The sequence below is a fragment of the Azospirillum sp. NS33 genome, from assembly GCF_059703765.1.
The window spans coordinates 54,913-77,628 of sequence record NZ_BAAKJB010000014.1; the positions used below are offsets into that span (position 1 = coordinate 54,913).

The following is a 22,716-nucleotide window of genomic DNA, read 5'->3' on the forward strand; positions in this document are numbered from 1 at the left end:
GCCCTCTCCCCCGGCGCCGCCGGGGGAGAGGGACCGGATCGGAGTGCCCTCCATGAGCGCGCATCACGACAAGCCCGCCCCCGACCGGCGGCGCGTCATCGCCGGGGCGGTGGCGGTGGCGTGCGGCACCGGGTGCCTGGCTCTGCTGCTGGGCCGCGTCGCCGCCCCGGCGCGCAGCCTCGCCGCGACGGCGCTGCGGCCGCCCGGCGCCCTGGCCGAGGCCGAGTTCCTCGCCGCGTGCGTGCGCTGCGGCCTGTGTGTGCGGGCCTGCCCCTACGACACCCTGCGCCTGGCCGACCTCGGCGAGGCGGCGGCGCCGGGGACACCCCATTTCGAGGCGCGGGCCGTGCCGTGCGAGATGTGCGAGGACATCCCCTGCGTCGCCGCCTGCCCCACCGGGGCGCTGGCGCCGACGCTGACCGACATCGACGACGCCCGCATGGGCAGCGCCGTGCTGGTCGGTCATGAAACCTGCCTGAACGCCCTCGGGCTGCGCTGCGACGTCTGCTACCGCGTCTGCCCGCTGATCGACCGGGCGATCACCCTGGAGCTGCGCCACAACGAGCGCACCGGCCGCCACGCCTCGATGCTGCCGGTGGTCCACACCGACGTCTGCACCGGCTGCGGCAAGTGCGAGGCGTCCTGCGTGCTCGAGGAGGCGGCCATCAAGGTGCTGCCCGCCGAACTCGCCCGCGGCCGGCTCGGCGCCCATTACCGCCTGGGCTGGGAGGAGCAGCGGCGGAGCGGCCGGCCGCTGGTGGACGGCATCATCGACCTGCCCGACCGCGGCTACACGCCGCCGGCCCTGGACCGGGAGTTCCGGCCATGAGCGCGCCTGCCAAGCGGCGGCCCGGCCCGGCGGCGGTGCGGGCCAAGGGCTGGTGGCGCTCGCACCGCTGGCTGGTGGCGCGCCGCGCCACCCAGGCCGCGTTCCTCGCCGTGTTCCTGAGCGGGCCGCTGGCCGGGCTGTGGATCGCCCGCGGCACCCTGGCGTCGAGCGAGACCCTGGGGGTGCTGCCCCTCACCGACCCGCTGGTGCTGCTGCAGTCGCTGCTGGCCGGCCACCGGCCGGCGGCGACGGCGCTGCTCGGCGGCGCCCTGGTGCTGGCCGCCTACGCGCTGCTGCGCGGGCGCCTCTATTGCGCGTGGGTGTGCCCGGTCAATCCGGTGACCGACGCCGCCGCGGCCCTGCGCCGCCGGCTCGGCCTCAAGGAGGGCACCGCGCTGAACCGGCGGCTGCGCCTGTGGCTGCTCGCGGCCGTCCTGGTGGCCAGCGCCACCACCGGGGTGGTGGCGTGGGAGGCGGTCAACCCGGTCACCCTGCTGCACCGCGCCCTGGTGTTCGGCGGCCTTGCCGCCGCCGGCGCGGGCTGGGCGGTGGTGGTGGCGGTGTTCCTGTTCGACCTGGCGGTGGCGCCGCGCGGCTGGTGCGGGCACCTGTGCCCGGTCGGCGCCTTCTATGGCCGGATCGGCCGCTTCGGCCAGCTGGCGGTGACGGCGCCGCGGCGCGCCGCCTGCGACCATTGCCTGGACTGCTACCAGGTCTGCCCCGAACCCCAGGTCATCGCCCCGGCCCTCACCGGACCCGGCGCGCCGGCCATCCTGTCCCCCGACTGCACCGCGTGCGGGCGCTGCATCGACGTGTGCCCCCACGACGTGTTCGCCATGGCCCTGCGCCTGCCCCGCCTGCCGGCGGCGGGCGCCGGCGCGCCGCCCCTTCGCCAAGGAGAAGCACCGTGAGATCCCCAAAGACCTTCATTGCCGCGGCGGCCGGCCTGGCGCTGGTGTCCGCCCTCGCCCTGACCGGCCCGATCCCGCCCGCCAACGCGGTGGCCGACGAGGTCCAGTCGCTGCGCGGCCCGGTCGCCGTGCCCGCCGACGACCAGGCGCCGGCCATCACCGTGTTCAAGTACCAGGAGGGCGGCAGCTACTCCCGCAACTTCCGCCAGCAGCCGCCGCTGATCCCGCACCGCGTCGAGGCGTACCAGATCGACCGCAACGTCAACCAGTGCATGGGCTGCCACGACTGGTCCACGGCCAAGCGCATGATGGCGCCGCAGATCAGCGAAACCCATTACGTCGACCGCGCGGGCAACCGCCTCGACCAGATCGCCGGGACGCGCTGGTTCTGCACCCAGTGCCACGTCCCGCAGACCGACGCCAGGCCGCTGGTGGACAACGCGTTCACCGCCGCGCCGACGGTGCGCTGAGAACAGGGAAGGAGTGCCGGCCATGACCACCGACACCGCGGCATCCGGCGGCGCCGACCGCGCCGCCGCCTCCCCCCGCCCGGGCCTGGCGCGGCGGCTGTGGCGCACGCTGTGGCGGCCCAGCCTGCGCTGGTCGCTGGGCGTGCTGCTGATCGCCGGTGCGGTCGGCGGCGTGCTGTTCTGGGGCGGCTTCAACTGGGCGATGGAGGCGACCAACAACGAGGCGTTCTGCATCTCCTGCCACGAGATGCGCGACAACGTGTACGTCGAGTACCGCGGCAGCGTGCACGACAGCAACCCGTCGGGGGTGCGCGCCACCTGCCCCGACTGCCACGTGCCCAAGGACTGGACCCACAAGGTGATCCGCAAGATCCAGGCCTCCAAGGAGCTCTACCACCACCTCATCGGCTCCATGCCGACCCCCGAGACGTTCGAGGCCCAGCGCCTGCGGCTGGCCGGCAACGTGTGGCGGGCGATGAAGGCGACGGACAGCCGGGAGTGCCGCAACTGCCACAACTTCCAGTCCATGGACGTGGCCATGCAGGGCACCCGCGCCCGCGCCCTGCACCTCGAGGCGCCGGCCCGCGGCGAGACCTGCATCGACTGCCACAAGGGGATCGCCCACAACCTGCCCGCCGGCGCGCTGGAGGCGGCGCGGGCTCTGGACGGCGGGCACTGATCCCCCCCATTGTGCCGCGGTCCGGCAGCGGCGGAGGGGACGCGATGGAGCGCGTGGAGTGCGTGGTGGTCGGGGCCGGCGTGGTCGGCCTGGCGGTGGCCCGGCGGTTGGCCCTGGCGGGACGCGAGGTGGTGGTTCTGGAGGCCGCCGGGGCCATCGGCACCGGCACCAGCTCCCGCAACTCCGAGGTCGTCCACGCCGGCCTCTACTATCCCGCCGGCTCCCTCAAGGCGCGCCTGTGCGTGGCCGGCCGCGACGCCCTCTACGCCTATTGCCGGGACCACGGGGTCGCCCATCGCCGGCTCGGCAAGCTGATCGTGGCGACGGATGCGGGCCAGGCCGGGCGGCTGGACGCCATCCGCCGCCAGGCCGCGGCCAACGGCGTCCATGACCTGGAGCCGCTGGACGCCGCCGCGGTGCGGGCGCTGGAGCCCGACCTGCAGGCCGTCGCCGCCCTCTTCTCCCCGTCCACCGGGATCGTCGACAGCCACGGGCTGATGCTGGCGCTGCAGGGCGACGCCGAGGCCAACGGCGCCGCGATCGCCTTCCGCAGCCCGCTGGCCGGCGGACGCGCCGGCGCCGACGGGTTCGAGCTGGCGGTGGGCGGGGCGGAGCCCATGCGGCTCGGCTGCCGCGTGCTGGTGAACGCCGCCGGGCTGGGCGCCTGGGACGTGGCGCGCGCCCTGGACGGGCTGCCCGCCGGCGCCATCCCGCCGCAGCGTCTGGCCAAGGGCAACTATTATGCGCTGGGACACGGGCGGGCGCCGTTCCGCCACCTCGTCTACCCCGTGCCGGAGGACGGCGGGCTGGGCGTGCATCTGACCCTGGACCTCGCCGGGCAGGCCCGCTTCGGCCCCGACGTGGAATGGCTCGACGGCACCGCCTGCGACCACACGGTCGATCCCGGGCGCGCCATGCGCTTCTACGACAGCATCCGCCGCTACTGGCCGGGGCTTCCCGACGGCGCGCTGGTCCCCGCCTATTGCGGCATACGGCCCAAGCTGTCCGGCCCCGGCACCCCGGCGGCGGACTTCATGGTGCAGGGACCGCGCGACCACGGCCTGGCGGGCCTCGTCAACCTGTTCGGCATCGAGTCGCCGGGGCTGACCGCGTGTCTGGCGCTGGCCGACGCGGCGGCGGCCGCGCTTGAATGACGCGGCGGCGGCCGCGCTTGAATGACACGGCGGCGGCCGCGCTCGAGGAACCGGCGGCCGCCGCGCCCGGGTGATCCGGCCGGCCCCAACGCCAACGGCCCCCGCCGGTGGTCCGGCGGGGGCCGCGTGGGCCGGGGTGCCGCCCCTGGACGGGGCGGCGGTCTCCTTACTGCGAGTCCGGGGTGCTGGGATGCACCGCGCCCGAGCTGTTGCCGCTGACGGCTTCGCCCTCGCGGCCGGGCAGCGAAGGCGCCATGGCCTTGCCGCTCATGCCGGTCAGACCGGACGTGCCGGTGCCCACCGACGGGCCGGCGCTGCCGCCGGTGCCATAGGCATTGGACGAGAACGACCCGACGCTGGACAGAGCCTCCTTCGTCTCCTTGTCGGGAAGGCCGCTCACGGTCAGCCCCTGGGCGCGCTGGAAGTCGGACAGGGCGGCCTTGGTCTCGTCGCCCCAGCGGCCGTCGACGGTGACGTCGTGGCCGGCGTTGTTGAGGGCGTTCTGGATGTCGCGGACCTCGATCTCGCTCAGCGCCGTGTCGGGCGAGACGCCGGTCGTCATCAGGGTGTTCTGGCCCATGGCGCTGCTGCCGTCGCCCGCGGCGAGGGCGGCGCCCGAAACGGACAGGGCCCCGGCGGCCACGGCTGCGAAGAGGATACGGCGTGCACGCATGATTGTTTTCCTCCGATAGGAAGTCAAAGCCCGCCGCCGCGGTCCCGAGGGTTTCGGCGGCGGCAGGTCAACGATCAACAGGCGATGCCGGCAAAGCCGCCCCCATCTCTTTGGGCGTACGCTCAAAGGGGCGGGCGCCGGGGGCCGCCATCTTGACCGTTCCGTCGCGTCCCCCATCTATTGCATCGGGGGATGGCGCCGGGCTCGCCCGGGCCACCCCGCATCGCAACCGGGCGCCGCTTGATTGGGCCCTCCTGCTACTCGCTCGCTCCCGAGGAGGAAGCGCCATGTCGACTCGTGTCTCCCTGTTCAACAGTCCCCTTCTGCTCGGCTTCGACCAGTTCGAGCGCACCCTGGACCGCATCGCCAAGAGCTCGGCCGAAGGGTATCCGCCGTACAACATCGAGCAGACCAGTGACGACGGGCTGCGCATCACCCTGGCGGTCGCCGGCTTCACCAACGAGGACCTCTCGGTCCAGATCGAGGACAACCAGCTCGTGATCCGCGGCCGGCAGCAGGACGACAAGGCGCGGGTGTTCCTGCACCGCGGCATCGCCGCCCGGCAGTTCCAGCGCAGTTTCGTCCTGGCCGAGGGCATCGAGGTGGTCGGCGCCACGCTGGACAACGGCCTTCTCAACATCGACCTGGTGCGGCCGATGCCGGAGCCGAAGGTGCGGACGATCGCCATCCACCAGGCCGGCAAGGGCGCCGGGCGCGCCCAGGGCCCGCAGCACATCGACGTGTCACCGGAGCCCCCGCAGGAGGCGTGACGGGCCGGTTCCCGCCGGCGCACCCCCCGCAGATCCTTATTCGACGAAATGAGTCCGACATGAACATCGCCACACAGACGCTGCACCTGCTCTCCCCCGAGGACTTCGCCGCGTTCGGCGTCGACCACGTGGCCTATGTCAAGGAGATCGACGCCGACGGCGCGATCACCTTCTCGGTCCACGCCGCCGACGGCACCCCCCTGACCGTCCTGCCCAACCGCGAGATCGCCTTCGCCGCCGTGCGCCAGCACGACATGGAGCCGGTCAGCGTTCACTGATCCCGCACCCGCTGCGCCCGACACCCCTGCCCCGCCCCCGGCCCCGCCCCGCTCCGACGGGGCCGGTTGACGCGGGGGCCGGTTGACGCGGGGGGTTGAGAGCGGCGGCCGTCGGTGCGCATACTTGTCGCCGGCGATACCACCAGCCGCCACGGGCCAGCACCCCGCCGGCCGGTGCGGCAAGGAGAGCGGCCGTGGATGGAGGTGCGACGTCGAGCGAGGCGCACGAGAACGACGAGGCCGGATCGGCCGGGCACGCCGGAACCGGCGGGCTGGGGCGGGACGAGGAGGCGCGCGATTCCCTGCACATCCTCCCCTTGCGGGCGATTCCCCTGGAAACCCCCGGCCTCCAGCACGCGCGGCTGATCAAGAACGTGCGGCTGCAGACGGTCGTGGAGATGTTCAACGACGCCCAGACCGGCAGCGGCCAGGTCGCCCCGCACCAGATTTCCGTCTATTTCGAATCCCACAAGGAGGAAATCGAACGCGACCTGGTGAAGATCGACAAGATCAGCCAGGCCGCCAGCTTCGACGTCTATTCGTCGCGAATCGAGCTGCGCCGCCTCAACATCAAGGTGAACGACCACGAGTCGCTGGTCCTGTCGCCCAGGAAGCGGGCGGAGCTGACGGAATACATGCGGGTCTTCACGCGCCCGCTGATCGAATATGTGTACGGTGGCGAAGAACTGCAGATCGGCGACGTCGACGACCTCATCGGCATGTTCGCCCATCCCAACCGGGACGAGGCGCTCCGCAATCTGCGGGTGATGGCCGACCGGCTCGACATCGAGCTGATGGACATCCCCAACTTCCTCGAGGAATACGGCGATATCTTCCTGTCGCTCGCGTATTTCCGCAAATGCCTGGACACGATCGTTCCCGAGGTTCAGCGCTTCCTCACCTGGATGTCCGAAGTGCGTGAGTCCTCCGAGGTCAAGCGCGACTTCCGCCAAAGCAAGATCCTCGACGACATCGCCCGCGACCTGACCGACATCTCCACCTCGATCACCGGCCGGTTCGAGAGCTTCGACAACCGGACGAAGGACTTCTGGCGTGACATCAACGCCGAGACCTTCCACAGCATCCGCGAGCTCATCACCTCGCACCACGTGACCATCGGCGGGGTGCTGTGCGGCCTGGCGGTGAAGATGGATCTGTGGAAAGCGCGCTTCGCGCGCGGCGGCGGCGGCCCCAACCGGCGGATGGAGTTCATCAAGTCGGAGATCCTTCCCGGTCTGTCCCACATCAAGTCGCTGGAAACCTCGGCGCGCTCCGCCATATCGTGACGGCCGGGGCGTAAGGGGCATGGCGTGACGGAGGGGGCGGGGCATGGCTGACGGCACTGGCGCCACCTGGCGGTCCGTCGCGCGTGCCTGGCTGGCGCGCATTCCCTACGCCGAGCGCGTCGGCCTGGGCACGGTGGTCCTGCTGCTGCTGACCGCCGGCAGCATCTGGGCGTTCGTCTCGCTGGCGGACGAGGTGGTGGAGGGCGAGACCGAGGCCTTCGACCGCGCGATTCTGCTGGCCCTGCGCGCCGCCGACGATCTGTCCGACCCGCTGGGTCCGCGCTGGCTGGAAGAAACCGGGCGCGACATCACGGCGCTCGGCAGCATGGGGGTTCTGACCCTGTTCACCCTGGCGGTGGCCGGGTATCTGGCGATGCGGCGGCTGTGGCGCACGGTCGGGCTCCTGACGGTTTCGGTGGGCGGCGGCATGCTCGTCAGCACCGTGCTCAAGAGCGTGTTCGAGCGGCCGCGGCCCGACCTGGTCCCCCACGGCGCCTACGTCTACACCGCCAGCTTCCCCAGCGGCCATTCGATGATGTCGGCGGTGACCTACCTGACCCTGGGGGCGCTGCTGGCGCGCATCGAGCCCAACCCGCGGATCAAGGCCTATCTCCTGGCGTCGGCGGCGCTGGTCGCCGTGATGGTCGGGGTCAGCCGCGTCTATCTCGGCGTCCACTGGCCCACCGACGTGCTGGCGGGATGGACGGTCGGCGCGGGATGGGCGCTGGTGGTGTGGCTGGTGGCGCGGGCGTTGCAGCGGCGCGGCGGAATGGATCGGGCGACCGGCGCGGCGGGGCCACCCTCCTGACAGAACGCTGTCAGGAGGGGGGTGCTAGAAGGGGGGCGTGCCGGCACGCCACTGCGATCATCCCCACCCCGTCACCCCCCAACCGTCGAGGATCCCGCGATGAACACCGCCAACGTGGCCGTCTGGTTCGAAATCCCCGCCGCCGACTTCCCCCGGGCCGTGCGGTTCTACGAAGCCGTTTTCCAGGTGCGCCTGGTCGAGGAACGCTGCCCGTCCACCGGCACCGTGATGGCCGTCTTTCCCGCCGCGGAGGGCGCCGTCAAGGGCTGCGTGATCGCCGGCGAGGGCTTCACCCCGGGCGGCGCCGGCGCCGTCGTCTACCTCAACGGCGGCAGCGACCTCGCCGCCCCCCTGGCCCGGGTGTGGGAGGCCGGCGGCCGGGTCGTGGTGCCGAAGACCCTGATCGCCGAAGGGATCGGCCACTTCGCCCACGTGGTCGACACCGAGGGCAACCGCATCGGCCTGCACTCGCCGCAGTAGAAGCCGCCCGCCATGCGCCGCGCCGACCGCCTGTTCCGCATCGTCCAGATCCTGCGCAAGGGACGGCTCGTCACCGCGGCGGGGCTGGCGCATGCGCTGGAGGTCTCCGAACGCACCGTCTACCGCGACCTGCGGGACCTCGCCGCCAGCGGCGTGCCGGTGGAGGGCGAGGCGGGCGTCGGCTACCTCCTGCGGGACGGCTACGACCTGCCGCCGCTCATGTTCACCCACGAGGAGATCGAGGCCCTGGTGGTCGGCGCCCGCCTGGTGAGGGCGTCGGCCGGCGGTGCGCTCGCCGCCGCCGCGGCCGAGGCGCTCGACAAGATCGAATCGGCGGTGCCCGCCCAGCGCCGGCCCGACCTGACGGCGCCGCGGCTGTTCGCCCCGGAAACCTCCCTGTCGCCGGACCTCGGCGAGCGGCTGGACGCGGTGCGGCTGGCCATCAACGCCCGGCGCGTCGTCGCCTTCGACTACACCCGCGAGGATGGCGGTGCCTCCACCCGATCGGTGCGGCCGCTGGGGCTGTTCTTCTGGGGCAAGGTGTGGACGCTGGCCGGCTGGTGCGAGTTGCGCGACGGCTTCCGCACCTTCCGGGTCGACCGCATGAGCGAGGTCCGCGCCCTGGAGCGCGGCTTCGCCGAGGGGCCGGGGCAAGGGCTGGAGGACTATCTGGACCACTGCCGCTCCGGATAGGGGCGGCAGTGGTCCGTCTGCCGTCACGCCTGGGCGAGATTGCGCAACACGAAGTTGAGAACCCCGCCGTTGCGGTAGTATTCGACCTCGTCCAGGGTGTCGATTCGGCACAGCAGGGTCACCGTCTCCTGCCGGCCGTCGGCACGGGTGATGGTCACCGCCACGTCCTGGCGCGGCCGCAGCCCCGCCTCGATGCCGGCGATGTCGAAGGTCTCGCTGCCGTCGAGCTCCAGGGTCTGGCGTGTCGTCCCGTCCTTGAACTGCAGCGGCAGCACGCCCATGCCGACGAGGTTGGAGCGGTGGATGCGCTCGAAGCTCTCGGCGACCACCGCCCTGATGCCCAGCAGCATGGTGCCCTTGGCCGCCCAGTCGCGCGACGACCCCGTGCCGTATTCCTTGCCGGCCACCACCACCAGCGGCACCCCCTCGTCGGCGTAGCGCATGGCCGCGGTGTAGATCGGCATGCGCTCGCCGGACGGGAAGTGCCGGGTCTCGCCGCCCTCGACGCCGGGCAGCAGCTCGTTGCGGATGCGGATGTTGGCGAAGGTGCCGCGCATCATCACTTCGTGGTTGCCGCGGCGCGAGCCGTAGGAGTTGAAGTCCTGGGGCCGCACCTGGTAGCCCAGCAGGTACTCGCCGGCCGGGCTCGTCTTCTTGATGGAGCCGGCCGGGGAGATGTGGTCGGTGGTGATCGAATCGCCCAGCAGCGCCAGCAGCCGCGCCCCCTTGACGTTCTCCGCCGGCTTGGGCTCGCGCGGCATGTCGGTGAACAGCGGCGGCAGCTTCACGTAGGTGGAGCCCTCCTGCCACTGGTAGGTCTGCCCCTCGGCGGTGGCGATGGACCGCCACTCCTCCGGCCCCTTGAACACGTCGGAGTAGCGGGTGCGGAACATCTCCGGGGTGACGTTGGCGGCGATCGCGGCGTTCACCTCCTGCACGGTCGGCCAGATGTCCTTGAGGTAGACCGGCCGGCCGTCCCGCCCGGTGCCGAGCGGCTCGGTCACGAGGTCGATCTTCATGTTGCCGGCCAGCGCGTAGGCGACGCACAGCGGCGGCGAGGCGAGGTAGTTGGCCCGGGTGTGCGGGTTGACCCGCCCCTCGAAGTTGCGGTTGCCCGAGAGCACCGCGGCGACCACCAGGTCGCCCTCCTCCACCGCCGCGGCGATCGGCTCCGGCAGCGGGCCGGAGTTGCCGATGCAGGTGGTGCAGCCGTAGCCGGCCAGGGTGAAGCCGAGCTGGTCCAGGGAGGTTTGCAGCCCCGCCTTCTCCAGGTAGTCGGTCACCACCTGGGACCCCGGGGCCAGGGACGTCTTGACCCAGGGCTTGCTGGCCAGCCCCTTCTCCACCGCCTTCTTGGCGACGAGGCCGGCGGCGATCATCACCGCCGGGTTGGAGGTGTTGGTGCACGAGGTGATGGCCGCGATCACCACCGCCCCCTGCTCGAGGGCGTAGTCGGCGCCGTCCACCGGCACGGCGCGGGCCGGGGCCTCGGCCTTGAAGGTGCCGGTCAGGTCCGCGGCGAAGGCGGCGGCGGCGCCGGACAGGGGGATGCGATCCTGGGGCCGCTTCGGGCCGGCCAGCGACGGCTCGACGGCGGCGAGGTCGAGTTCCAGGGTCTCCGAGAACACCGGGTCCGGCGTTCCGGCCTCGCGCCACATGCCCTGGGCGCGGGCGTAGGCCTCGACCAACGCCACCCGCTCCGGGTCGCGGCCGCTGAAGGTGAGGTAGCGCACGGTCTCCGCGTCGACCGGGAAGATGCCGCAGGTGGCGCCGTATTCCGGGGCCATGTTGCCGATGGTGGCGCGGTCGGCCAGCGACAGGTGGTCGAGGCCGGGGCCGAAGAACTCCACGAACTTGCCGACCACGCCCTTTTTGCGCAGCATCTGGGTGACGGTCAGCACCAGGTCGGTGGCCGTCGCCCCCTCCTTCAGCCGGCCGGTCAGCTTGAAGCCGATGACCTCGGGGATCAGCATCGAGATGGGCTGGCCCAGCATGGCCGCCTCCGCCTCGATGCCGCCGACGCCCCAGCCGAGCACGCCCAGGCCGTTGACCATGGTGGTGTGGCTGTCGGTGCCGACCAGCGTGTCGGGGTAGGCGACCGGGCGGCCGGCGGGGTCGCTGTCGCTCCACACCGTCTGCGCCAGGTACTCGACGTTCACCTGGTGGCAGATGCCGGTGCCGGGCGGCACCACGCGGAAGTTGTCGAAGGCCTTCTGGCCCCAGCGCAGGAACGCGTAGCGCTCGTGGTTGCGCTCGAACTCCATGGCGACGTTGCGGGTGAAGGCGTCCGCGGTGCCGAAGAAATCGACCATCACCGAGTGGTCGATGACCAGGTCGACCGGCACCAGCGGGTTGATCTTCGTGGGATCGCCGCCGAGGTCGGCCATCGCCTCGCGCATGGCCGCGAGGTCACACACCGCGGGAACGCCGGTGAAGTCCTGCATCAGCACCCGCGCCGGCCGGTAGGCGATCTCGCGGTCGGAGCGGCGGTCCTCCAGCCAGGCGGCCACCGCCTTGACGTCCTCCACGGACACCGACCGTCCATCCTCGAACCGCAGCAGGTTCTCCAGCAGCACCTTCAGCGAGAAGGGAAGCCGCGAGACGTCGCCCAGCCCGGCCTCCTCGGCCGCCGACAGGCTGAAATAATCGTACGTCCTACCGCCCACGGTGAGCGTGCGGCGGGTGTTCAACGTATCCTGGCCGGTGAACGTCGTCACGGGAACGCCTCCATTTCGTCGTCGGGCCCTGGTCGAAAGGGCGCCGCATCGCTGTGCGCGCGGGACGGCGGCAGCAGCCGCGACCGCGGCCGTTATCACGGAGATAGGGCGCGCAGGGGCGGGAATCAAAGGCGCAGCGCGGCGGCGGGTCAGGGCAGCAGCTCGCGCAGCACCGGGTCCCAGGTCTGGGCGTAGAGGCCGAGCTGCTCGCTGTCGCAGGACCGGAAGAACCGGATGCGGACGTGGGACGGCACGATGACCTCCGGCGCGTCCAGCAATTCGCCGTCCATCCACCCGTCCGACCCGCGCACGGCGTTGGCGTAGCGGGTGAAATTGCTCTGCAACGCGGCGTTCTCCGGCTGCAGCATGAAGTCGACGAACAGCAGCGCCTCGGCGCGGTGGCGGGCGCCGCGCGGCACCAGCAGGGCGTCGGACCAGATGATCAGCCCCTCCTTCGGATAGACGTAGCGCAGGCTGGGCTTGAGCGCGCGCGCCTTCAGCGCGTCGCCGTTCCAGGCGACGCCGACGGCGATGCGGTCGCTGGCCAGGGCGTCGACCGCGGTGGTGATGGTGTAGACGCGGTCGGCGGCGAGCAGCGGCCGCACCAGGGCCAGCGCCCGCTCCAGATGGGCCGGGTCGGAGGTGCACTGGGGCAGGCCGAGGTGCAGCAGGGCCAGGCGCAGCGTCTCCTCGGCGCCGGCCAGGAACCCCACCTTGCCGGCCAGCGCCGGCGGCGGGTCGAACAGCAGCGAGACGCTGTCCAGGGGGCCGGACCACAGGTCGGTGTCGACCACCAGCGACGTGGTTCCCCACAGGAAAGGCACGCTCCACTCGTTCTCGCGGTCGTAGGGCGGCGAGCGCCAGCCGTCGAGGATGTTGACGTAACCCGGCAGCCCGAAGGCGTCGATCCGCTCCAGCAGACCGTCGCGGGCGAGAACCGGAACCTCGTAGTCGGGCGGGTTGATCAGGTCGTAGGAGGCCGGCGCGGCGCGGAACTTCTCCCGCATCTCGCTGATCGAGACGACCGGGTCGATGACGACGCGGATTCCCGTCTCCCGCGCGAACTTGTCGATCACCGCGGGCGCGACATAGCTGTCCCAGGTGAGCATCCGGATCTCCGTCGCCCCGGAGGGGACGGTTTGCACGACGCAGCAGAGGATCGCCAACACCACCAGTCTCGCGCGCATCATGACGCCCCCTCCTGTTCCCGTACGAGATTTCGGATGATCCATGCCCGCGGGATGATACGATGTTGCCTCCGACCACCCCACACCATTCCCACCGTCCGGGTGGCCGAAGAGGAATGTCCGACGCCGATGTGGCATCGCCGACGCAAACACAGCGTGCGCGCCACCGTGCTGGCGGCGGCCGGCGTCGTCGCGGCGATGACGGTGGTGGCCGGCGCCGTCAGCGCGTTCTTCTACACCCAGATCGAATCGCTGCTGGAGACGGTGGCCGAGGAGCAGGCGACCGCCCTGGCCGACGCCCTGCGGCTGGCCGAGACCTCCAACCGCTATGCCGTCGGCCGCGCCGAGATCGAGTCGGCCCGCAATCAGCTGCAGCGCCAGAACGCCACGGTGGCTTTGGCCCAGCACGCCCAGGGGCTGCACGAGGTGATCGTCGCCCTGCGCCAGGTGCCGCTCACCGCCCCCCACGCCGCGACCGTGGAGGGCCTGGTGACGACCATGGAGGACAATCTGCTGGTCATGAACCGGCTGGTCGAGCGGCGGATCGACCTGGAGGCCGCCGAACGCCGCAACCGCGACGACCTCGCACGGGTGCGCGCCGCCCTGGACCGGCTGCTGGCCGAGCACCGCGACGCCCGCCGGGCGGCCGGTCCGGTGGCCGACCCGGTGGCCGACCCGGTGGCCGACCCGGTGGCCGACCCGGTGGCCGACCCGGTGGCCGACCCGGTGGCCGACCCGGTGACCGACCCGGCCGGCGCGCCGGCGCTTGACGCGGCGGCGGGCCGCATCCTGCTGGCGCTCTACGAGGCCGGGCAGATCGCCCGGCCCGACGCCTTGCAGACGGTGCGGGCGGGCTACGACCGCGACCGCGCCCTGCTCTCCGTGATCGTGGCGGGCACCGCCGCCCGGGCCGCCGTCCTGGAGCGCCTGGACCGCGTCGGCACCGGCCCGGACGGCGTCTTCGCGGTGCGCGCCGCCCTGCTCGACACCCGCGCCGCCATGGACCGCAATGCGGTGCTCAGCCGGGAGGCCGTGGCCAAGATGGGGATCGCCGTCTCCCGGCTGGTGGCGGCGGTCGAGGCCGAGAGCGAGGGGACCAAGGTGGCGGCGGCCGCGCAGATCGACGCCGGGCGGCGCTGGCTGCTGGCGGTCGCCGTGCTGACCTTCCTCGGGCCGCTGGCCATCGTCTGGCTGGCGGTGAGCAAGACCATCGTGGCGCCCCTGGCGCGGCTGGCCGCGGTGACCCGTCGGATCGCCGGCGGCGATCTGCAGGCGCCGATCCCGGCGGCCCGGCACCGCGAGTTCCTGGAGATCGCCGAGGCCCTGGCGGTGTTCCGCGACACCACGGCGGCCCTGGCCCAGCGCACCCGGGCGCTGGGCCTCAGCGAAGAGGCCCAGCGCCAGGCCCGCGAGCAGGCCGAGCAGGCGCTGGCCGACCTCCGGGCAACCCAGGAGCAGCTGATCCAGAGCGAGAAGATGGCGGCCCTGGCCGGCGTCGTGGCCGGCGTCGCCCACGAGGTCAACACCCCGATCGGCATCAGCCTGACCAGCGCCAGCCTGCTCGACGAGGAGCTGGCGTCCATGGCCGCCCGCCTGCGCGACGGCAAGTTGCGGCGGTCCGAACTCGACCTGTTCCTGAGCCGCGCCCGCGACATCGCCTCCCTCATCCAGACCAACGTGAACCGCGCCGCCGGCCTGGTCCAGGCGTTCAAGCAGGTGGCCGCCGACCAGTCCAGCGAGCACCGCCGCCTGTTCGACCTCGCCGAGACCGTCGAGCACACGCTGGTCAGCGTGAAGCCCGCCTGTGACAAGGCCGGCCACGCCTTGCGCTGGCGCTGCCCTCCGGACCTGTTCGTCGACAGCTACCCCGGCGCCTTGAGCCAGGTGCTGACCATCCTGGCCATGAACTCCCTCGACCACGCCTTCGCCCCCGGTGTGCGCGGCAGCATCGTCGTCGAGGCGGCGGCGGCGGGGACCGACGGCATCCGGATCGACTACCGCGACGACGGGCGCGGCGTTCCGCCGGCCCTGCGGCGGCGCATCTTCGAGCCGTTCTTCACGACCCGCCGCAACCGCGGGAACACGGGTCTGGGGCTGCACATCGCCTTCAACATCGTGCAGCAGACGCTGGGCGGCCGACTCGACCTGGCCGGTGCGGAGAGCGACGCGGGAGGCGCCCATTTCGTCATCCGCATGCCCGCGACCGCCACCCTCGCCGAGCCCGCGGCCGGCGGGACCACCGACGCCCCGTCAGAGCGCGACGGCGGGCTGCGGCTGGACACCGCGGTCGGCCCGCACGGCGCCCCCTGACCGGGCGCACCCCGTCAGCCATGCCTGTCGGACGGTGTCCGGGTGGTGCCGGAGACGGGTCGGCCGGTGGCGCCGCGTGGGCCGGCTTACGCCGACCCTTCCAGCCAGCGCAGACGGAACGCCTGGGCATCGTCGGCGTGCTGGAAATCGAAGCCGAAGCAGCGGCGTCCCAGCAGATCGCGGCCGTGCAGCGGGATGAACTTGCCCGGCAGGCTCTCCTCCGCCCAGCGGATGATCGCCTTGCGGGTGTCCAGGTCGGGCGTTTCGGGAAACTGCACCGTCGTCCAGAGTTCCATGTCAGCCTCCCCACGCCATAGCCATGCCAGGCAGCATGTTGCCTGGAACCCACAATACATGATCTCACCTGTTGCCGCAAAGCCCTTTCACGTTACAGCCAAGCAATAAGAGCGCCAGATTCGCCACACCTTGGCGCCAATTTGAATAAAACAAAGATCATAAAATCTTCCTGAAAATGATTCTCAGGTCCGACCCGGCCATCCACTGGGGTCCGGCCAATGGTGCAGTGCGGTGGCGCTTCGGGAAGGGCGGCGGGGTCCGTTGGACCGGGTGGCTTACGACGGCCGCATCGCGACGAAGCGGACGAAGCTCAGGCCCCGTCCCAGCACCCGCAGGCGGGCCCACCACAGCGCCAGCTCGCGGGCCAGGCCGGACAGCAGCCGGCCATCGGGTGCCGACAGGGACTCCAGCCGCTCGGCGAGGTGGCGCACCCGTTCCAGGATCTGCCAGCGGTGCTGGAGGGTGAGATCCTCGCTGGTCCGCACGTCCATGTTGCGCTGGGCCAGCTCCTCGGCGACCCGCCGGGTCGTCCAGGGGAAGAGGTCCACCGGCTCCTCCGCCCGCCAGGTCGCCCAGGCTTCCGGCGAGTTGGGGACGCCGTCGGAGACATAGTCCATGAGCAGGATGCCACCGCGCGGCTTCACGCAGTCGCAAAGCTGGTCCAGGTAATGGTCCTTGTCGCGCACCCGGTGGATGATGCGGTCGGCCAGAACCAGGTCATAGGTTCCTGCGGGGTGGAAGGATTCCGGGTCGTAGGAGGCGATCGGCGCCTTGCGGTCGAACCCGGTGAACTGGGATCGCTTCATCGCCATCCGCGCCAGCACCGGCGAGGGCTCCAGCCCGGTCACCCAGGTGTCGAAGGCGCCGGCGATCGCCCGCGCCGCGCCACCCAGCCCGGCGGCGACGTCGAGAACGCTCTTGGCCGGGGTGAGACCGAAGGGCCGGACCGCGTCGACCGCCCATGCCCCGTCTCCGGGGCCGACGAACTCGTCCCCCCACAGCATCTGCGCGCCATGCACGCGGTCGACCGACCACAGCGGCCAGCCCCGGCGGTCCAGCTGGAGGTCCTCCAGCGACCGCACATCGGCATCGCCCTCCAGGGCGCTGGCGACGGCGGCCTGCGCCGCATCGGCCACCGACGCCTGGGACGGCGACGCCATGTCGAGACGGCGCAGCGAGGGGCGCCGTGCTTCGGCGCGCCGGGCCCGCGCCGCCCGCGCCGTGCGCTGCAGGCCGTCGAGGTCGTATCCCTCCCACCAGGCGAGAAGCCGCGCCCGCCAGTCGGGATTCAACCATCGCTCCAGTTCGCGCGCGTGCACAGCGGCTTCTCCGTCCTCGGCCGACATTTTAGAAGAATGCCGACTACTTGCGATACTCCTTTATAGAGGAGTAGTGTATGCGGCAAGTTGCAGTCAACATGATTTGTTTCTCACGAATTGTTCGCGATTTCTTTGGTTTCTGGCGTCGTTCTTTTAATCGAATTTTATACGCATGCGCGGCACCATGGCCCGACGCCGGGGCGCGGGCGGGGCACGGGCGGGGCGGCGGACCTTGACTCCGTTGCGCCGACCTCCCTTAAGTGCGCGCCCGGGGAACGGCCGCCGCGGGGAGCGCGCATGCTTGGGCTGATCGATGCTGTGCAACTCGGCAGCGTTCATGGCTGGCTGTGGGATCCGCGGCAGCCGGAGATCCGCCAGACGGCGACCCTGTGGGTCGACGGCGCGGAGGTCGCCCGGACCACCGCCGACCGGGATCGCCCGGACCTGCGGGACGGCGGCTTCGGCGACGGCGCCCATGGATTCGTCTTCACCCTGCCGCGCCGCCTGCTCGACAACCGCTTCCACACGGTCGCGGTGGCGGCGGGGTCCCGCCAGGAGCGGGTGGGCGGCGAGGTCCGGGCCTGGCTGCTCGACGAGACGGTGGAGCGATGCCCGCCCATCGTCGTTGCCACGCGGCCCAAGCCGCACACCCTCACGGTGTGCGCGATCGCCCGCAACGAAGCGCCCTATCTGCTGGAGTGGATCGCCTTTCACCGGGCGGTCGGCGTCGACCATTTCATCGTCTTCGACAACGACAGCACCGACGGCACGTCCGAAACGCTGGCCCGCCTTGCCGCGGCCGGCCTCGTCACCGCCATCCCCTGGCCCAGCGCGCCGTTCCCCGGGGGGCCGCAGGTGCCGGCCTACACCCACGCCGTCCACCGCTTCCGCAACCTGACGGAGTGGCTGGCCATCATCGACGTGGACGAGTTCCTGGTGCCGATGGCGGATGCCGACCTGCCATCCCTGCTGCGGCGCTACCCCGACGTCACCGGCCTGGCCGGTTCCTGGCGGGTGTTCGGCACGGCCGGCCAGCGGAGCCACGAGCCCGGCCTGGTGATCGACCGCTTCCGCCGCTGCGGCCGGCCGGACGACCCGCTGCACGCCCACGTCAAGAGCATCGTGCGCGCCGATTACATCGTCAAACCGATGGTGCACGCCCATGCCCTGCGCGAGGGGGCGGTGGTGGACGAGCAGCGCCGGCCCGTTCCGCTGAGCGGCGGCGGCATGCGCGCCGGCACCTCGGTCGAGGCGCTCCAGGTGAACCACTACGTCACGAAGTCGGTGGCGGAATGGGAGGCGAAACGCGCACGGGGCCGCGCCGACCGCGGCGCCGGGGCCGCCGACCACCAGCGCGACGCCCGCGAGTTCGCGGTGAACGATCGCAATGAGGCGGAGGACACGGCGATCCTGCGCTTTCGCGAGGCCACGATCGCCGAGATCGAGCGCCTGGAGACGCTGCTCGCGGCGCCCCGGGCCGCGGCCGGCGGCGACCCGGCGGACCCGGCGATCCCGCCGCCGCCGCCCGGTCTGGCCGCCCTGGACGGTGGCTGCGACGCCGCCGCGGCACCCGGCGACCGGCTTGCCGACCTGCTGGCGGATCACGGCGGCCTGCGTCCCGGCGACGGCGTCCTGGAGATCGGCAGCGGGGTCGGCCGGCTGGCCCGCGGGCTGGCGACCCGCCTGCGCACCGCCATCCGCTACGAGGGGGTGGACGCCCACCGCCCCCACGTCGAGTGGTGCACCGACCACATCACCCGCCGCCACCCCACGTTCCGGTTCCACCACGCCGACATCCGCGACGCCGCCCTCAACCCGCTCGGCGCCATGGATGCCCTGGGGTACCGCTTCCCCTTCCCCGACGGCGGCTTCCGCCTTGTCGCCCTGCGGACCGCCTTCACCCGGATGCTGGAGCCGGAGATCACGGCCCATCTGCGGGAGGTGCGGCGGATGCTGGCGCCGGACGGGCGGGTGGTCGCCGGCGCCTTCCTGCTCAACGCCGGGTCGCGCCGGGCGGTGGACGACGGGCGCAGCGCCGTCACCTTCGACTGCCGCGGCGAGCGCTGCTGGACGCACTCGCGCGAGCTGCCGGAGGTCGCCATGGCGTTCCCGGAGGAGGTGGTCCACGCGATGTTCGCGGCGGCCGGGCTGCATGTGCAGCGCATCGATTTCGGGGCCTGGACGGGCCGGGGACCGGCCGTCGCCCACCACGATACGATCACCGCCGTTCCGGCCCCCTGATCCACCGCCCTGAAGCCCGACGGAGACCCCCCTTGCGCAGCACGACGGACAACCCGTGGACGATCCTGTCGACCCGGCCGATCTACGAAAACCCCTGGATCCGCGTCGTCGAGCACGGCGTGCTCACCCCCCGCGGCTCGCCGGGGATCTACGGCGTCGTCCACATGCGCAACCTGGCGACGGGCGTGGTTCCGATCGACGCCGAGGGCTGCACGACCCTGGTCGGCCAGTACCGCTTCCCGCTCGAGGCCTACAGCTGGGAGGTCCCGGAGGGTGGCGGCGACCCGGCCCTCGACCCCCTGGAGTCGGCCAAGCGCGAGCTCGCCGAGGAGACGGGGTTGACCGCCCGCCACTGGCTGGAGATCCAGCGCCTGCATCTCTCCAACAGCATCACCGACGAGACCGCCCACTGCTTCCTCGCCTGGGACCTCGAGCAGGGCCACGCCAGCCCCGAGGACACCGAGGAGCTGCGGGTGCGCCGGGTTCCCTTCGCCGAAGCGCTGGCCATGGCCATGCGCGGCGAGATCACCGACGTCATGTCCGTGACCAGCCTGATGAAGGTGCGCCTCATGGCGCTGGACGGCACCCTGCCCGACGCGGTCGCCCGGCGGCTGCGCTGACGATCAGGCGGCGTCCGGGAACAGCGCGCGCAGCCCGGCGGCGCTGGCGGGGCAGACCCCCCGCTCGGTGATCAGGCCGCTGACCAGCCGGGCCGGCGTCACGTCGAAGGCGGGATTGGCGACGGGGCTGCCCTCGGGGATGACCCGCACCGTCGCGACCCGGCCCTCGCCGGTGACGCCGGTCACCGCGCCGACCTCCGCGGCGTCGCGCTCCTCGATGGGGATGCCGGCCAGGCCGTCGCCCAGCCGCCAGTCGATGGTCGGCGACGGCAGGGCCACGTAGAACGGCACGCCGTTGTCATGGGCCGCCAGCGCCTTGAGGTAGGTGCCGATCTTGTTGCAGACGTCGCCCGTGGCGGTGGTGCGGTCGGTGCCGACGATGCACAGGTCGACCTGGCCCCGCTGCATCAGGTGGCCGCCGGCGTTGTCGACGATCACCGTGTGTGGCACGCCGTGGCGGTTCAGCTCCCACGCCGTCAGGCTGGCACCCTGGTTGCGCGGCCGCGTCTCGTCGACCCAGACGTGCAGCGGCACGCCCTCCTCGAAGGCGACGTAGATGGGCGCCAGGGCGGTGCCCCAGTCGACGGTGGCCAGCCAGCCGGCGTTGCAATGGGTCAGCACGTGGACCGGCTCCCCCGGCGCCTTGGCCGCGGCGGCGGCACGGATCAGCGCCGCGCCGCTTTCGCCGATCGCCCGGTTGATGGCGACGTCCTCGTCGCACAGCGCCGCCGCCTCGTCCCATGCCGCCGCCACCCGGGCGCCGGGGGGCAACGGCGCCAGACGCGCCCGCATGCGCTCCAGCGCCCAGCGCAGGTTGACCGCGGTCGGGCGGGTCGCCAGCAAGACGGCCGACGCCTCGGCGAGGCGGTCGTCGCCGGCGTCGTCGGCCAGGGCCAGCGCCATGCCATAGGCCGCGGTGGCGCCGATCAGCGGGGCGCCGCGCACCAGCATGGCGCGGATCGCGTGGGCCGCCTCCTCCAGCGTCGTCAGCCGCGCCACGGCGAAGGCGTGCGGCAGTCTCGTCTGATCGATGATCTCGACCGCCCGGCCATCGGCCGCCGGCCAGATCGTGCGGTAGGCCTCCCCGTTCACCTTCATCGCCTGGACCTCCCCTCGTCAGCCCGGGTTGCTGCGGGCGTTGCCTGAGACACTTACGCGCGGGCGGCGCCGGCGATCAACCGTCGGCCGGGCCGCGCCGGAAAATCGCACCGCCCGGGAACCGTCGCGGCACCCGCGCGTTCCCCTGGCGATCAGGGAGCCGGGTGCGCGCAGGGCGACCGCCCCCCGTCGATCGTCCCCTCGCCGTCCCCGCCACCAACCCGGTTTCCATGACGCTGCCTCTCTCGACGCCCCGCTCGCCGCTCTACCGCCTGCCGGGAACGGCGCTGGTGGCGGTCGCCTGCGCGGTCGCGGTGCTGCTCACGGTCGCCATGCTGGGCCTGTTCGCCTGGCGCGACCGGACGGCGGCCTTCGACCGGGCCCAGGGCGTCGCCTCCAACATCAGCCTGCTGGTGGCCGAGCACGCCGCCCGCCTGGTGGAGACCAGCGACCTCATCCTGCGCCAGGTGGTGGCCGCCGCCGGACCGCCCGACACGCCGGTTCCGGACGACCGCGCCACCTGGCAGCGCCTGACCGAGCTGGCCGAGGGGATGCCCTACGTCGCCGCCATCCGCCTCGTGACCGCCGACGGGCGGGTGGCGCTGACCACCCGCCGCTTTCCCGCCGCCGCCCCCGACGCGGCGCCGCTGCGCGCCGACCCGGCCACCCTCGCCCTGCTGGAGGAGGGCCGTGGCGGCCTTCACATCGCCCGCGTCGATGCGACGGCCGGGAGCGGCGAGAGCGAGCCGCTGATCGTGCTGAGCCGGCACCTGGAGAGCGCCGGTGCGGTGCGCGGCATCGCCAGCGTCGCCGTGTCGCCACGTTACGTCCGCGAGATCTACCGCGCCTTCGACATCGGCTACGGCACCGAGGTGGCGCTGTTGCGCCCGGACGGCACGGTGCTGGTGCGCGAGCCCGGCGAGCCGGCGGCCACGGCCGGCGGGTCCCTGGTGGCGCGGCACCGCGTCGACGGCTTCGACCTGGTGGCGGAGGTGACCATACCCCGGGCGGGGGTGCGCAGCCTGTGGACGGAACGGGCAGAACGCTATCTGCTCTACGGCGCCGCGGCCCTGCTGGCGGTGGGCGGGTTGGGCACCCTGGCCTGGCAGCGCGCCCGGCGGGAACGCCGGGCCGAGAACGCCCTGAAGCACGCCTACGACACGCTGGAGGAGCGGGTCCGCCAGCGCACCGCCGAGCTGGAGGATTCCAACCACCAGCTCGAGCACGCCCTGGCCGACAAGGAGATCCTGCTGAAGGAGGTGCAGCATCGGGTCAAGAACAACCTGACCGTGATCTGCTCGCTGCTGCGCCTGCAGTCCAACCGGGTCGACGAGTCGGCGCGGGTCGCCTTCGACGAGAGCCTTCGGCGCATCCAGTCCATGAGCCTGGTGCACGAGCTGCTCTACCGCTCGGCCGAGCCGGCGCGCATCGACTTCGCCGACTGCCTGCGCCAGCTCTGCGACAGCCTGGCCCGCAGCTGCGGGTCCACCGCGGCGCGGGTGACGGTGTCGGCGCAGCCCTGGACGCTCGACGTCGACCGCGCCATGCCGCTCGCCCTGATGGTCAGCGAGCTGGTGTCGAACGCCCTGCGCCATGCGTTTCCCGACGGGCGTGCGGGCACCGTCGCGGTGTCCCTGGCCGCCGCCCCCGACCCCACCGCCGACGGCGACGCCGCCACCGCCATCGTCGTCGCCGACGACGGCATCGGCATGCCCAAGGAGTTGCTGGAGCCCGGCGCCGCGCAGCGCCGCGGCGCGCTGGGCCTGATCCTGCTGCAGGCGCTGGCCGCCCAGGCGGCCGCCGCGGTGCGCACCGACATCGGCGCGGGCACCCGGGTGACCCTGACCGTGCGCCACGCCGCCACCCGCCGCCGGGCCTGAGCGGGGGGCGGCGGGC

At 72.5% G+C, this 22,716-nt stretch carries 21 protein-coding genes; 15 read left to right on the plus strand and 6 right to left on the minus strand.

Going from position 1 to position 22,716, the window contains the following annotated elements; translation table 11 throughout:
• The first annotated feature begins 52 nt into the window (after positions 1–52).
• From napG to AC6H2I_RS14135, 5 genes are read left to right on the plus strand one after another with little or no spacing between them, the layout of a single operon-like run.
• Positions 53–829, plus strand: coding sequence for a ferredoxin-type protein NapG (napG, locus tag AC6H2I_RS14115; RefSeq protein ID WP_497501291.1), 777 nt, complete (start codon positions 53–55; stop codon positions 827–829).
• Positions 826–1,740: a quinol dehydrogenase ferredoxin subunit NapH gene (gene napH / locus AC6H2I_RS14120; protein ID WP_497501292.1), complete on the plus strand. Its 915-nt coding sequence runs from the start codon at positions 826–828 to the stop codon at positions 1,738–1,740. Before napG ends, napH begins: the two co-directional genes overlap by 4 nt.
• On the plus strand, positions 1,737–2,210 hold the full coding sequence (locus tag AC6H2I_RS14125) for a nitrate reductase cytochrome c-type subunit (protein ID WP_497501293.1): 474 nt from the start codon (positions 1,737–1,739) through the stop codon (positions 2,208–2,210). Before napH ends, AC6H2I_RS14125 begins: the two co-directional genes overlap by 4 nt.
• Positions 2,211–2,232: 22 nt before the next feature.
• On the plus strand, positions 2,233–2,889 hold the full coding sequence (locus tag AC6H2I_RS14130) for a NapC/NirT family cytochrome c (RefSeq protein WP_497501294.1): 657 nt from the start codon (positions 2,233–2,235) through the stop codon (positions 2,887–2,889).
• A 44-nt stretch (positions 2,890–2,933) separates the two neighbouring features.
• Positions 2,934–4,043: an NAD(P)/FAD-dependent oxidoreductase gene (locus tag AC6H2I_RS14135; RefSeq protein WP_497501295.1), complete on the plus strand. Its 1,110-nt coding sequence runs from the start codon at positions 2,934–2,936 to the stop codon at positions 4,041–4,043.
• A gap of 166 nt (positions 4,044–4,209) precedes the next feature.
• On the opposite strand, the gene AC6H2I_RS14140 is transcribed toward AC6H2I_RS14135, so the two are convergent.
• The gene (locus AC6H2I_RS14140) at positions 4,210–4,716 is read right to left on the minus strand and encodes a peptidoglycan-binding domain-containing protein (RefSeq protein WP_497501296.1); all 507 of its coding nucleotides are present in this window, start codon (positions 4,714–4,716) and stop codon (positions 4,210–4,212) included.
• A gap of 287 nt (positions 4,717–5,003) precedes the next feature.
• On the opposite strand from AC6H2I_RS14140, the gene AC6H2I_RS14145 reads away from it, so the two are divergent.
• The 6 genes from AC6H2I_RS14145 to AC6H2I_RS14170 all read left to right on the plus strand — a co-directional run bounded on the left by AC6H2I_RS14145 (position 5,004) and on the right by AC6H2I_RS14170 (position 9,031).
• The gene (locus AC6H2I_RS14145) at positions 5,004–5,486 is read left to right on the plus strand and encodes an Hsp20 family protein (protein ID WP_497501297.1); all 483 of its coding nucleotides are present in this window, start codon (positions 5,004–5,006) and stop codon (positions 5,484–5,486) included.
• A gap of 59 nt (positions 5,487–5,545) precedes the next feature.
• On the plus strand, positions 5,546–5,764 hold the full coding sequence (locus tag AC6H2I_RS14150; protein WP_497501298.1) for a DUF1150 family protein: 219 nt from the start codon (positions 5,546–5,548) through the stop codon (positions 5,762–5,764).
• A 194-nt stretch (positions 5,765–5,958) separates the two neighbouring features.
• Entirely contained in the window at positions 5,959–7,050 is a 1,092-nt protein-coding gene (locus AC6H2I_RS14155; protein WP_497501299.1) for a hypothetical protein, read from the plus strand.
• Positions 7,051–7,093: 43 nt separating this feature from the next.
• Positions 7,094–7,858 carry a phosphatase PAP2 family protein gene (locus tag AC6H2I_RS14160; protein ID WP_497501300.1) on the plus strand — a complete coding sequence of 255 codons (765 nt, stop codon included), beginning with the start codon at positions 7,094–7,096 and terminating at the stop codon, positions 7,856–7,858.
• A 99-nt stretch (positions 7,859–7,957) separates the two neighbouring features.
• Entirely contained in the window at positions 7,958–8,338 is a 381-nt protein-coding gene (locus AC6H2I_RS14165) for a VOC family protein (RefSeq protein WP_497501301.1), read from the plus strand.
• Between the two features lie 12 nt (positions 8,339–8,350).
• Positions 8,351–9,031 (plus strand): helix-turn-helix transcriptional regulator, encoded by a 681-nt coding sequence (locus tag AC6H2I_RS14170; RefSeq protein WP_497501302.1) that lies wholly within the window; start codon positions 8,351–8,353, stop codon positions 9,029–9,031.
• Positions 9,032–9,054: 23 nt separating this feature from the next.
• Here AC6H2I_RS14170 and acnA read toward each other — a convergent pair whose 3' ends face one another.
• Both acnA and AC6H2I_RS14180 read right to left on the minus strand, forming a co-directional pair.
• A complete protein-coding gene (gene acnA, locus AC6H2I_RS14175; RefSeq protein ID WP_497501303.1) occupies positions 9,055–11,748 on the minus strand; it encodes an aconitate hydratase AcnA in 2,694 nt (897 codons plus the stop codon).
• A gap of 149 nt (positions 11,749–11,897) precedes the next feature.
• The gene (locus tag AC6H2I_RS14180) at positions 11,898–12,938 is read right to left on the minus strand and encodes an extracellular solute-binding protein (RefSeq protein ID WP_497501304.1); all 1,041 of its coding nucleotides are present in this window, start codon (positions 12,936–12,938) and stop codon (positions 11,898–11,900) included.
• Between the two features lie 126 nt (positions 12,939–13,064).
• Between AC6H2I_RS14180 and AC6H2I_RS14185 the strand changes: the two genes are divergently transcribed.
• A complete protein-coding gene (locus AC6H2I_RS14185) occupies positions 13,065–15,245 on the plus strand; it encodes an ATP-binding protein (RefSeq protein WP_497501305.1) in 2,181 nt (726 codons plus the stop codon).
• Between the two features lie 86 nt (positions 15,246–15,331).
• Here the strand turns inward: AC6H2I_RS14185 and AC6H2I_RS14190 are convergent, their stop codons facing one another.
• Positions 15,332–15,541 (minus strand): hypothetical protein, encoded by a 210-nt coding sequence (locus AC6H2I_RS14190; protein WP_497501306.1) that lies wholly within the window; start codon positions 15,539–15,541, stop codon positions 15,332–15,334.
• Between the two features lie 276 nt (positions 15,542–15,817).
• Entirely contained in the window at positions 15,818–16,861 is a 1,044-nt protein-coding gene (locus tag AC6H2I_RS14195; RefSeq protein WP_497501307.1) for a methyltransferase domain-containing protein, read from the minus strand.
• A gap of 297 nt (positions 16,862–17,158) precedes the next feature.
• Between AC6H2I_RS14195 and AC6H2I_RS14200 the strand changes: the two genes are divergently transcribed.
• Both AC6H2I_RS14200 and AC6H2I_RS14205 read left to right on the plus strand, forming a co-directional pair.
• The gene (locus AC6H2I_RS14200) at positions 17,159–19,102 is read left to right on the plus strand and encodes a glycosyltransferase family 92 protein (RefSeq protein WP_497501308.1); all 1,944 of its coding nucleotides are present in this window, start codon (positions 17,159–17,161) and stop codon (positions 19,100–19,102) included.
• A gap of 32 nt (positions 19,103–19,134) precedes the next feature.
• Complete coding sequence (locus AC6H2I_RS14205; protein WP_497501309.1) at positions 19,135–19,722, plus strand: NUDIX domain-containing protein; 588 nt, start codon at positions 19,135–19,137, stop codon at positions 19,720–19,722.
• Positions 19,723–19,725: 3 nt separating this feature from the next.
• Here AC6H2I_RS14205 and mtnA read toward each other — a convergent pair whose 3' ends face one another.
• Positions 19,726–20,820 (minus strand): S-methyl-5-thioribose-1-phosphate isomerase, encoded by a 1,095-nt coding sequence (mtnA, locus tag AC6H2I_RS14210; RefSeq protein WP_497501310.1) that lies wholly within the window; start codon positions 20,818–20,820, stop codon positions 19,726–19,728.
• A 230-nt stretch (positions 20,821–21,050) separates the two neighbouring features.
• Between mtnA and AC6H2I_RS14215 the strand changes: the two genes are divergently transcribed.
• Positions 21,051–22,700, plus strand: a complete 1,650-nt coding sequence (locus AC6H2I_RS14215; RefSeq protein WP_497501311.1) for a sensor histidine kinase — start codon at positions 21,051–21,053, stop codon at positions 22,698–22,700.
• The last annotated feature ends 16 nt before the right edge of the window (positions 22,701–22,716 follow it).

Bases quoted from the DNA above. Each gene is read 5' to 3' on its own strand.
- napG (WP_497501291.1), top strand. From the start codon at position 53: ATGAGCGCGCATCACGACAAGCCCGCCCCCGACCGGCGGCGCGTCATC.
- napH (WP_497501292.1), top strand. From the start codon at position 826: ATGAGCGCGCCTGCCAAGCGGCGGCCCGGCCCGGCGGCGGTGCGGGCC.
- AC6H2I_RS14130 (WP_497501294.1), top strand. From the start codon at position 2,233: ATGACCACCGACACCGCGGCATCCGGCGGCGCCGACCGCGCCGCCGCC.
- AC6H2I_RS14135 (WP_497501295.1), top strand. From the start codon at position 2,934: ATGGAGCGCGTGGAGTGCGTGGTGGTCGGGGCCGGCGTGGTCGGCCTG.
- AC6H2I_RS14140 (WP_497501296.1), bottom strand. From the start codon at position 4,716: ATGCGTGCACGCCGTATCCTCTTCGCAGCCGTGGCCGCCGGGGCCCTG.
- AC6H2I_RS14145 (WP_497501297.1), top strand. From the start codon at position 5,004: ATGTCGACTCGTGTCTCCCTGTTCAACAGTCCCCTTCTGCTCGGCTTC.
- AC6H2I_RS14150 (WP_497501298.1), top strand. From the start codon at position 5,546: ATGAACATCGCCACACAGACGCTGCACCTGCTCTCCCCCGAGGACTTC.
- AC6H2I_RS14160 (WP_497501300.1), top strand. From the start codon at position 7,094: ATGGCTGACGGCACTGGCGCCACCTGGCGGTCCGTCGCGCGTGCCTGG.
- AC6H2I_RS14165 (WP_497501301.1), top strand. From the start codon at position 7,958: ATGAACACCGCCAACGTGGCCGTCTGGTTCGAAATCCCCGCCGCCGAC.
- AC6H2I_RS14170 (WP_497501302.1), top strand. From the start codon at position 8,351: ATGCGCCGCGCCGACCGCCTGTTCCGCATCGTCCAGATCCTGCGCAAG.
- AC6H2I_RS14180 (WP_497501304.1), bottom strand. From the start codon at position 12,938: ATGATGCGCGCGAGACTGGTGGTGTTGGCGATCCTCTGCTGCGTCGTG.
- AC6H2I_RS14185 (WP_497501305.1), top strand. From the start codon at position 13,065: ATGTGGCATCGCCGACGCAAACACAGCGTGCGCGCCACCGTGCTGGCG.
- AC6H2I_RS14190 (WP_497501306.1), bottom strand. From the start codon at position 15,541: ATGGAACTCTGGACGACGGTGCAGTTTCCCGAAACGCCCGACCTGGAC.
- AC6H2I_RS14200 (WP_497501308.1), top strand. From the start codon at position 17,159: ATGCTTGGGCTGATCGATGCTGTGCAACTCGGCAGCGTTCATGGCTGG.
- mtnA (WP_497501310.1), bottom strand. From the start codon at position 20,820: ATGAAGGTGAACGGGGAGGCCTACCGCACGATCTGGCCGGCGGCCGAT.
- AC6H2I_RS14215 (WP_497501311.1), top strand. From the start codon at position 21,051: ATGACGCTGCCTCTCTCGACGCCCCGCTCGCCGCTCTACCGCCTGCCG.